This is a genomic window from Sphingomonas sp. M1A8_2b (assembly GCF_053345535.1).
Map to the genome: position 1 here is coordinate 470335 of NZ_JBKFAH010000001.1, position 11982 is coordinate 482316.

The 11982-nt window shown below is 65.1% G+C and carries 12 protein-coding genes and 1 tRNA gene; 10 read left to right on the forward strand and 3 right to left on the reverse strand.

What is annotated here, in order from left to right; genetic code table 11:
• Positions 1-10: 10 nt before the first annotated feature.
• The 8 genes from flgG to ACLBWL_RS02395 all read left to right on the forward strand — a co-directional run bounded on the left by flgG (position 11) and on the right by ACLBWL_RS02395 (position 7209).
• Complete coding sequence (gene flgG / locus ACLBWL_RS02360) at positions 11-799, forward strand: flagellar basal-body rod protein FlgG (protein WP_056054219.1); 789 nt, start codon at positions 11-13, stop codon at positions 797-799.
• A gap of 2 nt (positions 800-801) precedes the next feature.
• On the forward strand, positions 802-1497 hold the full coding sequence (locus ACLBWL_RS02365) for a flagellar basal body L-ring protein FlgH (protein ID WP_447789893.1): 696 nt from the start codon (positions 802-804) through the stop codon (positions 1495-1497).
• A gap of 131 nt (positions 1498-1628) precedes the next feature.
• Positions 1629-2723 carry a flagellar basal body P-ring protein FlgI gene (locus ACLBWL_RS02370; RefSeq protein ID WP_447789895.1) on the forward strand — a complete coding sequence of 365 codons (1095 nt, stop codon included), beginning with the start codon at positions 1629-1631 and terminating at the stop codon, positions 2721-2723.
• Positions 2720-3055 carry a rod-binding protein gene (locus ACLBWL_RS02375; protein ID WP_447789897.1) on the forward strand — a complete coding sequence of 112 codons (336 nt, stop codon included), beginning with the start codon at positions 2720-2722 and terminating at the stop codon, positions 3053-3055. The genes ACLBWL_RS02370 and ACLBWL_RS02375 overlap by 4 nt, the downstream gene beginning before the upstream one ends.
• Positions 3052-4398: a flagellar hook-associated protein FlgK gene (gene flgK, locus ACLBWL_RS02380; protein WP_447789899.1), complete on the forward strand. Its 1347-nt coding sequence runs from the start codon at positions 3052-3054 to the stop codon at positions 4396-4398. The genes ACLBWL_RS02375 and flgK overlap by 4 nt, the downstream gene beginning before the upstream one ends.
• A 5-nt stretch (positions 4399-4403) precedes the next feature.
• Positions 4404-5330, forward strand: coding sequence for a flagellin N-terminal helical domain-containing protein (locus ACLBWL_RS02385; RefSeq protein ID WP_447789901.1), 927 nt, complete (start codon positions 4404-4406; stop codon positions 5328-5330).
• A gap of 92 nt (positions 5331-5422) precedes the next feature.
• Complete coding sequence (gene motA, locus ACLBWL_RS02390) at positions 5423-6286, forward strand: flagellar motor stator protein MotA (protein WP_447789903.1); 864 nt, start codon at positions 5423-5425, stop codon at positions 6284-6286.
• Between the two features lie 20 nt (positions 6287-6306).
• The gene (locus tag ACLBWL_RS02395; RefSeq protein ID WP_447789905.1) at positions 6307-7209 is read left to right on the forward strand and encodes a flagellar motor protein MotB; all 903 of its coding nucleotides are present in this window, start codon (positions 6307-6309) and stop codon (positions 7207-7209) included.
• A 105-nt stretch (positions 7210-7314) separates the two neighbouring features.
• Here the strand turns inward: ACLBWL_RS02395 and ACLBWL_RS02400 are convergent, their stop codons facing one another.
• From ACLBWL_RS02400 to ACLBWL_RS02410, 3 genes are all read right to left on the reverse strand, one after another.
• Positions 7315-7812: a MucR family transcriptional regulator gene (locus tag ACLBWL_RS02400; protein WP_447789907.1), complete on the reverse strand. Its 498-nt coding sequence runs from the start codon at positions 7810-7812 to the stop codon at positions 7315-7317.
• Between the two features lie 792 nt (positions 7813-8604).
• Complete coding sequence (locus ACLBWL_RS02405; RefSeq protein ID WP_447789909.1) at positions 8605-9372, reverse strand: hypothetical protein; 768 nt, start codon at positions 9370-9372, stop codon at positions 8605-8607.
• 486 nt (positions 9373-9858) lie between these two features.
• Positions 9859-9945: transfer RNA gene (locus tag ACLBWL_RS02410), tRNA-Leu, on the reverse strand.
• 112 nt (positions 9946-10057) lie between these two features.
• On the opposite strand from ACLBWL_RS02410, the gene ACLBWL_RS02415 reads away from it, so the two are divergent.
• Together ACLBWL_RS02415 and ACLBWL_RS02420 are read left to right on the forward strand one after the other, a co-directional pair.
• Positions 10058-11011 (forward strand): complex I NDUFA9 subunit family protein, encoded by a 954-nt coding sequence (locus ACLBWL_RS02415; RefSeq protein WP_447789911.1) that lies wholly within the window; start codon positions 10058-10060, stop codon positions 11009-11011.
• A 61-nt stretch (positions 11012-11072) separates the two neighbouring features.
• Complete coding sequence (locus ACLBWL_RS02420) at positions 11073-11882, forward strand: undecaprenyl-diphosphate phosphatase (protein WP_447789913.1); 810 nt, start codon at positions 11073-11075, stop codon at positions 11880-11882.
• Positions 11883-11982: the final 100 nt, after the last annotated feature.

Genomic DNA, 11982 nt, shown 5'->3' on the forward strand with positions numbered 1-11982 from the left:
GAACCGACGAATGTCATCCGCAGCCATGCATATCGCGCGTACCGGGCTCGACGCCCAGGACATGCGCATGCGCGTCATCTCGAACAATCTCGCCAACGTGAACACGACGGGCTTCAAGAAGGACCGCGCCGCGTTCGAGACGCTCGCCTACCAGGTCGTGACGACGCCGGGCGCGCAGAGCACGTCCGAGACCAAATACGCGACCGGGCTCAATCTCGGCACTGGCGTCAAGATCCAGGGCACCGCGCGCGTCGATACGCAGGGCGCGATGCAGACCACCGGCAACAGCCTCGATCTCGCGCTCGACGGCGACGGCTATTTCCAGGTGCAGATGCCCGGCGGGACGCTCGGCTATACGCGTTCGGGCAATTTCTCGCGCTCGGCCGAAGGTCTGCTGGTCACCAGCGAGGGCTATCAGGTGCAGCCCGGCATCACCGTGCCGCAGGGCACGACCGCGATCACGATCGGGTCGGACGGCACCGTGTCGGCGACCGTTCCCGGCCAGACCGAAGCGACGCAGCTCGGCCAGATCCAGGTGGCGAACTTCCCCAACGGCGCCGGGCTCCAGGCGACCGGTGACAATTACCTGGTCGAGACCGCGGCGAGCGGCGCGGCCAATGTCGGCGTCGCCGGGCAGGACGGTCGCGGCAACATCAAGCAGGGCATGCTCGAGGCGTCGAACGTCAACGTCGTCGAGGAACTCGTCGACATGATCGAGACGCAACGCGCGTACGAGGTCAATTCGAAGATGATCTCGGCGACCGACGACATGCTCAAATACGTCAACCAGAACATCTGATCATGACCCGCACCGCTTCCCATTCCGTCGTCGTGATGACCGCGATCGCGCTCGCCGGGTTCGCGTCGTCCGCGGCCGATGCCGGCATCTTCGGCAAGAAGGCGCCGCCCGAGGATTTCTCGGTCGCGCGGCCCTTGCCGGTGGTGCCGGTGCCGGTCGTTGCAACCGGTTCGATCTTCCAGGCGCAGGACGGCTATGCCGCGCTGTACGAAGGCTGGCGTGCGCGGAAAGTCGGCGATCCGCTGACGATCGTTCTGGTCGAGCGGACCGCCGCGTCGAAGTCGTCGGGGTCGAAGCTCGACAGCAACGGCGGCGCCAGCATCACGCCGCCGACCACCGGCGCGCTGAACCTGTTCAACAAGACCGACGCATCGATCAGTGGCGGACGCACGTTCAACGGCACCGGCGCCGCCGACCAGGCGAACTCGCTGTCGGGCGAGGTCAGCGTGACGGTCGCGCAGGTCTATCCGAACGGGACCATGCTGGTGCAGGGCCAGAAGCGCGTCACGCTCAACCGCGGCGACGAGTTCCTGAAGATCAAGGGGCTCGTCCGCACCGCCGACGTCGACGCGAATAACCGCGTGCTGTCGACCCGCGTGGCCGACGCGCAGATTTCGTACACCGGCAAGGGCGACGTCGCCCGTGCCGGCCGCCAGGGGTGGCTCGGCCGCTTCTTCTCCGTCGTCAGCCCGTTTTGATGCTGCGGCGTGCCCTCACCCTTCCCACCCGGCAAGTGCCGGCCGGGCCCCTTCCCTCTCCCCTCAGGGGAGAGGGAGAGACGCCGAAGGCGGCGAAGGGTGAGGGCACGTGTTCCGGCTTGAGGTTTTCCATGATCCGCTTTCTCTTCGCTATCCTCGCCGGGTGCCTGATCGCAGGCCCGGCCTCGGCCGACCGGATCAAGGATCTGGGCGGGTTCCAGGGAATCCGATCGAACCAGCTGACCGGCTACGGCATCGTCGTGGGGCTTCCCGGCACCGGCGACGACAATCTCGAATACACCGTGCAGTCGTTGAAGGCGGTCGCCTCGCGCTTCGGATTGCAGCTGCCGCCGACCGCCAATCCCGGCATGAAGAATGCGGCGGTGGTGATGATCACCGCCGAACTGCCGCCGTTCGCGAAACCCGGCCAGCGGCTCGACATCACCGTCGCGTCGATGGGCAAGGCCAAGTCGCTCCGCGGCGGCAGCCTGATCATGACGCCGCTGCTGGGGGCGGACAACCAGATCTACGCGATGGCGCAGGGCAACCTCGCCGTGGGTGGCCTCGGTGCCGAAGGTGCTGACGGATCGAAGATCGTCGTCAACGTGCCCTCGACCGGGCGCATCCCCGAGGGTGCCACCGTCGAACGCGCGGTCGCGACCGGGTTCGACAGCGCGCCGATGCTGACCTTCAATCTGGCGCGTGCCGATTTCACCACCGCGCAGAATGTCGCGGGCGCGATCAATTCCAAGCTCGGCTTCGGCAGCGCGCAGGCGATCGACGCGGTGTCGGTCGCGGTGCGCGCGCCGATCGGCGCCGACGTCCGTGCCACGCTGATGTCGACGATCGAGAATCTCGACGTGGTCTCCGCAGAGCCCTCGGCCAAGGTGATCGTCAACGCGCGCACCGGCACCGTCGTCATCAACTCCGCGGTCCGGGTCGGGCCGGCGGCGATCACGCATGGCAAGATGACGGTGCGGATCGACGAGAAACCACAGGTCAGCCAGCCCGCGCCGTTCAGCCAGGGCCAGACCGCGATCGTCCCGAACAGCGCGGTCGCGGTCGAGGAGGAGCGTCGGCCGATGTTCCTGCTCGCGCCAGGCCCCAAGCTTGCCGACATCGTCAAGGCGGTCAACGCGATCGGCGCATCGCCGGCCGACCTGGTCGCGATCCTCGAGGCGCTGAAGGAAGCCGGCGCGCTCAAGGCCGAGTTGATCGTCCTGTGAGCGCGATCACCCCCACCCCGTCGGCGACGCTTGCGACGACCGGGATCTCGACCGATACGAGCCGGCTCAAGTCGAAGGACAATCTCGACAAGGCCGGGCAGAAGTTCGAGGCGGTCTTCACCGGCATGATGCTGAAGAGCATGCGGCAGGCGAAGCTGGCCGATCCGATCTTCGATTCGAAGGCGATCGACACCTTCACCGACATGCAGGACGGGCTGATCGCGAAGTCGATGGCCGAGCATACGCCGCTCGGCATCGGCAAGGCGATGACCGATTTTCTCAGCAAATCTCAATCCGATCTTAACCCGGCCGCGACAGACTCACCGCCATGAGCGATCTCCTTTCGATCGGCGCGTCGGGCGTCCGCGCGTATCAGACCGCGCTGTCCACGGTGTCGGAGAACATCGCGAACACCGGCACCGCGGGCTATACCCGGCGGACCGCGACGCTTGGTGAGGTGGCGTCGATCGGCGGCGGGATCGCTGCGCGCGGCTTGTCGACCGGCAGCGGTGTTACGGTGGTGGGCATCGCTCGCAGCGCCGACGCGTACCGGTCGCAGGCGGTCCGCAGCGCCGGCACCGATCTGGCCAAGACCGAAACCAGCATCACGTGGATGAGCCGGATCGAATCGTCGCTCGGTGACAACAAGCTTGGCGATCGACTGACCAGTTTCTTCGGCGCGGCGCAGACATTGTCCGCCGACCCAACCTCGATCCCTGCCCGCGCGATGATGCTCGAAGCGGCCGGCAGCGCTGCCGCCGCCTTCGCGACCACCGGCAAGGCGCTCGACACCGCATCCGCCGACCTCGATTCGTCGGCGACGCAGGCGGTCCAGTCGCTCAATTCGCTCGGCACCGCGCTCGCCAAGATCAACGACGGTATCGCCCGCTCGCAGCCGGGTTCGTCGACTGCGGCGCAACTCGCCGACCAGCGCGATCAGGTGCTCGAACAGATGAGCACGCTGACCGACGTGACCACCGCGTTCGACGATCTCGGGCGCGCAACGGTGCGGCTCGGCGGTCCGGCCGGACCTGCGTTCGTGGTCGGCTCCACCAGCGGTCAGGCATCGTTCTCCCGCAACGACGACGGCGCGGTGCAGTTCACGGTCACGCAGGGCGGTGCCACCTCGACGCTGTCGCCGACCGGCGGTGCGCTCGCCGGGTTCGCCGAGGGCGCGCAACGGCTCGCCGCGGCGCGCGAAGGGCTGAACGCGATCGCCACCGATTTCGCGACGAAGGTCAATGCGGTCCAGGCGCAGGGGAGCGATCTCGACGGCAACGCCGGCGCGCCGCTGTTTACGACCGGCGATCCCCCGACCGACATTTCGGTTGCGCTGACCGATCCCCGCGGCATCGCCGCCGCCGGTGCGACCGGTGGTATCCGCGACGCGTCGAACCTGACCGCGTTGCAGGCGGCCCGGTCGAGCGGCGGTTTCGAAACGCGCACCACCAACCTGATCGCCGGCAATGCCGCCGCGCTCCAACAGCGCACGACCGTCGCCGATGCGCAGAGTGCGATTCGCGATGGCGCGGTCAGCGCGCTCGCGTCGGCCTCGGGTGTCGATCTGGATAGCGAAGCGGTCGATCTGCTGCGCTTCCAGCAGGCCTATCAGGCGTCGAGCCGGGTGATCCAGACCGCGCGCGACACCTTCCAGACCATCCTCGAGATCCGGTAACGCCCATGCAGATCGCGACCAGCCTATTCTACGACCGCTCATCGAGCGCGATGACGTCGCTCGCCGGCAAGGCGGACGCGTTGCAGACGCAGATTTCGAGCACCAAGCGATTTTCCGCGCCGTCGCAGGACAGCGTCGCGTACCAGCGTCTCGCCGGGCTTGCGCGCGATACCGCCAGCGACAAGGCCTATGTCGCCAATCTCGGCACCGCCGAATCGGTCCTGAAGCAGGGCGATACCAGCCTCAGCGCGATGTCCGACCAGTTGCAGAGCGCGACCGCGCTGATCACGCAGGCGAAGAACGGCACGCTCAACGCGGTGGATCGCAAGGCGATCGGCGAGCAGATCGCCGGGATCGTCGCCTCGCTGACGAATATCGCCAATGCCAAGGATGCGCGCGGACAGGCGCTGTTCGGCGGGTCGGACGGGGTGGCGGCAGTCGCTGTCGCGGCCGATGGCAGCTACGCGCTGGCATCGAAGCCGGTGTCGGGGATTCCGATCGCCGACGGCCAGAGCGTGCAGGCCAACGAAACCGCGGCGCGGATCTTCACGGTCGGCGGCACGACCAAGCCCGATGGCAGCATCGAGGGCGGCACCAATACGCTGGCGATGCTGTCGGCGATCGCGACCGCGTTGCAATCGGACGACTTCAAGCCGAGTTCGCTCGATACGTCGCTCGCCGATATCAGCGCGGCCTCGGATCAGGTCTCGACCGTGCAGGCGTCGCTCGGGGCGCGCGCGGCCCGCGTCGATCTGGAGAGTTCGCGGCTGACCGATGTCGCGGCGGACCGCGAGGCGACCCGTTCGGGGCTCGAGGATACCGATATCACGAGCACGGTCGTCGAGCTGCAGAAGACGATGACCATCCTGTCGGCGACCCAGGCGAGCTTTACGAAGCTCTCGGCGCTGTCTTTGTTCGATTATCTTCGCTGAGGCGCGTGTCTGGTAACCGGATGGCTACGAAGTCCGGTTAATTCTCGGGCTACGTATCTGCCAATGTCGGCCCAGGGGGAATTTCCAGCACCATGTTTCCGGTTATCGGCATCGTCGTTCTTCTCGTCATGGTGTTCGGCGGATTCGCCTTCACCGGCGGCGCTCTCGGCCCCGTCCTGGAGGCGATCCCGCACGAGATGCTGATCATCGGCGGCGCCGCGGCCGGCGCGCTGATCATCGGCAATTCCGGCAAGGAACTGAAAGGCCTGGGTGCCGGGCTCGGCAAGGTCTTCAAGGGCCCCAAATACAAGAAGCAGGATTTTCTCGACGTCATCTTTCTCGTCAGCAAGCTGATGAAGATGTTGCGGATGGACGGGCCGATCGCGCTCGAACCGCATGTCGAGGATCCCCAGTCGTCGGCGGTGTTCGCCGAATATCCCAAGCTGTTGAAGGACACGGCGCTCATCAACCTGATCGCCGACACGCTGCGGCTGGTGGTGGTGTCGTCGGGTACGCTCGACGTCCACGCGGTCGAGGAGGTGATGGATCACTCGATCAAGACGCATCATCACGAGGAGGAAAGCGCCTACACGACGCTGACCAGCCTCGCCGACGCGCTGCCCGCGCTCGGCATCGTCGCCGCGGTGCTCGGCGTGGTGAAGACGATGGGCTCGATCGACAAGCCGCCGTCGATCCTCGGCGCGATGATCGGTTCGGCGCTGGTCGGCACGTTCATGGGCGTGCTGCTGGCGTACGGCATGGTCGCGCCGCTCGCCAACCGGCTGAAGCAGGTGCTCGATGCCGACGCCGCGATCTACGGCGTGGTCAAGCAGATCATCATCGCCTCGCTCCACGGCCATCCGCAGCCGCTGGTGATCGAGGCCGCGCGCTCGGGGATCGCGCACAAGAACCAGCCGGGCTTCGCCGAAGTCTTCGACGGGCTCCGTGGTAAGTAAGGCGGGAGGGAAGTAGAACGATGGCCCGCGCCCCGCACGGCACCAACCAGCCACCCAAGATCATCTACAAGAAGGTCTATATCGAGGGTCATGGCGGTCATCACGGTGGCGCCTGGAAGGTCGCCTATGCCGATTTCGTGACCGCGATGATGGCGTTCTTCCTGCTGCTGTGGATTCTCGGCGCTACGACCGAGAAACAGCGCAAGGGCATCGCCGATTATTTCGCGCCGACGCTGCTGGATACGCGGTCGCTCGGGATCGGCGGCGGTGCGCTGTTCGGAGGCGAATCGATCCTCGACAAGAACAAGATCGGCCCCAAGGCGGGCCAGACCAGCATGCCGCAGATCGCGATCCCCGATGCGGGCAAGGGTGGCCCGGCGATGGGCACCGGCGAGAAGGGCTCGGTCAAGAACCGGCAGGCGCTCAACGAAGAGGATCGCAAGAACTTCGAATCGATGCGCAAGCGCGTGCTGAGCCAGATCAACGCCTCGCCCAAGCTGTCGCGGCTCGCCAGCCACGTCCGCTTCGTGCCGACGCAGGACGGCATGCGGATCGATCTGGTCGACGATGCGGATTATTCGATGTTCGCGCTCGGCACGACTGCGCTCGATCCGGAGGCGGGCGACCTGATCGGGATGATCGCGACGTCGATTGCGGGGATGCATAACCCGATCATGATCCGGGGCCATACCGACAGCGTGCCGTACGGCGATCCGCGCGCGATGAACAACTGGATGCTGTCGTCGGGCCGTGCCGAGGCGACGCGTCGCCGGCTGCTGCGGGGCGGCACCCCGGAGGAACGGTTCGAGCGGATCGAAGGCGTTGCCGACCGCGAACCGCTGATCGTCAAGGATCCCGCCGACCCGCGCAACCGGCGCGTGGCGATCACGCTGCTTTACCGTCGCGGTGTGTTCGGGAAGTAATCGCGGTATCGACGCCAGATGCCATGAAAACGGCCCGGCATCTCGCGATACCGGGCCGTTTTCAGGTCTGTCGGTGCCTGACCGTGGCACCGAAGGTCTCGGCGATTACTCGGCGCCGACGGTGTCCGTCTTGCGCTTGCGGGTGGCGGCCGGCGCAGGCGCGGCCTCGGCCTTGCGCGCGCCGGGCTTGCGACCAAGGCCGATCTTCTTGGCCATCGCGCGGCGGCTTTCCGAGTAATTCTCGGCCACCATCGGATAGTCGGGCTTCAGGCCGTAGCGCTCGCGATATTCGGCGGGCGTCATGCCGTGGGTCGCGAGATGGCGACGCAGCGTCTTGTAAGACTTGCCGTCGATCATCGAGATGATGTGGTCCTTCGACGCGAGCGATTTGCGCACGGTTACTGCCGGCGTATATTCGGTCACGGTTTCGGCCGGCGCGGCATCGGCCGTGCCACCTAGCAGGGTAGTGACCGTCTCGTGCATCTTGCCGAGGAAGGCCGGCACATCTTCGGCCGAACTACGCGTGTTGGGGTTGCCGAGCCACGCGATCGTCAGTTCGGTTGCGAGCTCTACCGCATTCAGGTCGGTGGTTTCTTCGGCCATGTTACACTCCATTGTCTATTGCTCCCGTAACGAGAGTCGACAATGTGTTCAACCACATGGGACGTAACTAAGGCGTTTAATCCAAGATAGTCGAGTTGGGAAGCCGCCTCGCGACGAGATCAGTCCATTTTGATTGCTTTAGATCAGCCTGAATTCCCGCGGGATGCCGTCGTCGCGGCGCCCGGACTGAATCTGCCCGGGAAATGCGGCGATTGCCAAGGAAGCGCGCGTCTCGATCGCGTGTCCGAAATTGGGTCAGTCTTGCCCTTGATCGGACTTCGCCAAGCCCGCCAAGACCAGCGTGAGCGCCGCCCTTTCGTGCGGAGAGCCGCTGGTAGGCAGGCAGGCTCGCCGTCGAGCGCCAGCGTCGCCAATAACCACTGATGCAGAGAACCGTGGATTCCGGCTAGGGGAAGCTGGAATGAAGGGCTTGAGCGGAGGGTTGGGTCGGCGAATGCCGCAGTTCTTCTGCGGCAATTTCAACGCCGAAAATGCCACGCCCTCGTCAATCGATGGGGTGTGCATGGGCCACCCAACCGTGGGTAAGGCCCTGGCGCCCAATCGGGGATAAAGCTGGGCACCCAGATTGTTGGATAATTCATATCGAGCGCCACTCATCGAACGTTCTCGGCACCGGGATCGCGCGATCTTCAGATCGTTCTCGCGCCGGTGCCATCGCCTTCAATCCCTCGCATCGCGCAGCGCGTCCAACTCGGCCAGCCTGACCGGCTCGCGAGCCGGTGGCGGCGTCGTTATAGGCTTTCCAAGGTTGGTCGGACCTGATCGTCTCTTTCACCCAAGCGATCTGCGGCGGAGCAAAGGTCGAGCGCGGCCGCGCCATGCGAAGGCTGCGCAATGCGGAACCTTGGAGAGCGCTGCCCCCGGCGCGACTGCCAATGCAACGTTTCCGGCGACCGCTCCCGTGGCACGACCGATATCACGTGCCGAGGCGTTGGCGATTGCCTCCGCTGCTCGCGAAACCTGGATACGAGCCGGCGTGTTCTCAGCGGCGATAACGGTATCGATCATGCCTGCAATCCCGCGGCCGGCGTTGCGAATCGTGGTCGCTGGATTTGTCGTCAGTGCCGCATGAACTTCCGTCACCGTTTCCTTCCCGACGTCGTAAAGCCCTTCACCGACGCCACCGACGAATTCAGCAACCGGGTTTGGCGGGCTACCGGGCCGCGATACGGCGTCGCTTTGGGGGTGAGCCTCGGAGGGCCCGCGCTTAACCGTACGCTTACCATCGCCGACCGGCGCTCCGGCCCGCAATGCTTTTGAATTTGACAGTTTAGCGGCGTGCGACTTTCTGCGATCGCCCATGCTCGGTGGGCCGTCGATCCGGGCAGATGCACGAGCACCCGGTTCGTCAGCTGGATCGGCTGCGCTCGATCCATAATGGCTTCCTGCGCCTACGAAGGTGAACCGACCGTCTTCGGGGTCGTGCCAAGGATTGAATTTGAGTTCGATCCCCTCGGGGCTTATTGCTGTCGGCCGCCTACCGGTTCGCAGCCAGTGCGAGAAGCCCGACCTGTGTTCGCCGTTCGCCGTCTGAACCATGCTGCTCCCTCCACCCGCTTGCGCAGCGAGAACATCTGAGCAACAAAATCCAACATTGCAAGCGGCAATACTTTACAACGACGAGATCTTGTAAAACAATCTGTCGAACAATTTTCCAATCAGGAAAGGTCTCGGTAACAATATTTTGCGAAAGCAATTAGATTCAATGGCGTTGGCAATTACCATTATCGCGAACTCTTCCAGAAGAGCCAAATTTACTGTCCTCATTGCGGACATGCTGTCGAGTTACTGATCGGTAATTCCGCCGGTTTTTTTGGGGGAGGCTCAAGCGGAGCGTCTACGTGCATCGAAACAAAGGGCCGTGGGTCCGGTTAAGGAAAGCCAGGACGAAGGGCTTGAGATTGAAATATGGATTAGGCCGGCGGACATTTCGTGGTTTTTCCGGGTCCGTTTCACCGCAGAAAAATACTGAGCCTTGGTCGATCTATGGGGGATCGGATGGGTCCCCCAACCGCGGGGGGACCCTGGTGCCCGGAAGAGGACTCGAACCTCCACGACCTTGCGATCGCCAGCACCTGAAGCTGGTGCGTCTACCAATTCCGCCATCCGGGCACGGGGTAGGAGGGCGCCTCTAGGGGAGGGTCCTGATGCTTGTCAACACGCCTCTTGCTGGGGCAAGGGGTTGTCACGCAATCGGCAGGCACAAGAAACGGACGGACGGGCGATGAACGACAAACTGGTGACGTTGATCGGGGGCGGCGGTTTCGTCGGCCGCTATGTCGCACAGGCGCTGCTGGCGACGGGCGCGCGCGTCCGGATCGCGCAGCGCGATCCACGGCAGGCCTTCTTCCTGAAGCCGCTCGGCGGGCTCGGTCAGACGCAGTTCGTCGGCGCCGACGTGACCAAGCCCGAGACGATCGCGCATGCGGTCCACGGCTCGGACGTGGTGGTGAACCTGGTCGGCGTGCTCGCGGGCGATTTTCAGCGGATTCAGGCGCTCGGTGCGCAGACCGTCGCGGAGGCCGCAGCGAAGGCCGGCGTCGGCGCGCTCGTCCATGTCTCGGCGATCGGCGCGGATCCGGAGTCCGCCTCGGCGTACGGCAAGTCGAAGGGGCAGGGCGAGGCGGCGGTGCTGCGCGCGTTCCCGACCGCGACGATCCTGCGGCCGTCGATCGTATTCGGCCAGGAAGACCAGTTCGTGAACCGCTTTGCCGGGATGATCGCCAAGGCCCCGGTTGTGCCGGTGCTGCGCGCGGGGGCGAAGTTCCAGCCGGTGTTCGTCGGCAACGTCGCCGATGCGATCGTCGCGGTGGCGTCGGCGCCCGGAACCTTCGGCGGGCAGACGCTGGAACTCGGCGGGCCGGACATCATCACGATGGGCAATCTGATCCGCTGGATCGCCAAGACGATCGGCCGCGATCCGTCGATCGTCGAGCTCCCGGATTTCGCGGGCGCGCTGATCGCCAGGGCCGGTTTCCTGCCGGGCGCGCCGATCACCAAGGATCAGTGGACGATGTTGCAGAGCGACAACATCGTCACCGGAATCGACGGTCTGGCGGCGTTCGGGATCGAGGCGACGCCGCTGTCGACCGTCGCGCCGGGCTGGCTGGTGCGTTTTCGCAAGGCCGGGCGGTTCGGTCGTCGCGCCGAAACGCGTGCGGACACGAGGACGGCCTGATCTTTTCGCGCTAAGAGCGTGCTGACCGACCGACCCTGACCTACCGCGCCGGAGCTTCCGCTTGACCGATCTCATCACCGTCATCCTGCTCGGCATCGTCGAGGGGATCACCGAATTCCTGCCCGTGTCGTCGACCGGGCATCTGATCCTCGCGACGCGGCTGCTCGGCTATGACGCGGGGCGCTGGGAAGTGTTCAACGTCGTGATCCAGCTTGGCGCTATCCTCGCGATCGTCGTGCTGTACTGGCGGACGTTCTGGGCGGTCGGCATGGGGCTGGTGCGTCGTGAGCCCAAGTCCTGGCTGTTCCTGCGCAACCTGATCGTGGCGTTCATTCCGGCGGCGGTGATCGGGCTGGCGCTGCACAAATATATCGAAGCGCTGCTCGGCAATGCCGAGGTCGTCGCGATCGCGCTGATCGTCGGCGGTTTCGCGATCCTCGCGGTCGAGCGGTTCGCGCCGCGCAGCGACATCAGCGGCGTTGCGGACATTCCGCTCAAGACCGTGATCGGTATCGGTTTCCTGCAGTGCCTGGCGATGATCCCGGGCGTCAGCCGGTCGGGCGCGACCATTCTCGGTGCGCTGGCGCTGGGTGTCGAGCGGCGCACCGCGGCGGAGTTCAGCTTCTTCCTCGCGATCCCGACGATGCTAGGCGCGAGTGCGCTCGAACTGCTCAAGAACCGCGACGCGATCGCGAGTGGCGGCGGTGTCGGGCTGGGTGCGATCGCGATCGGCGCTGCGGTGTCGTTCGTCGTCGCGCTGCTGGTGGTGAAGTGGTTCGTCGGGATCGTCACCAAGCACGGGTTCGTGCCATTCGCATTGTACCGCGTGGTCGCCGGCTCCGCCGCGCTGATCTGGCTGCTGAGCAAGTAAGACCGTAACGGGCCTAATAAGGTTTGATGCGATTGATTATCAGAAAATCAGCTGGTGTTTGAGCTTTTATAGGGCATACATGCTTACATAAATGCAGTTT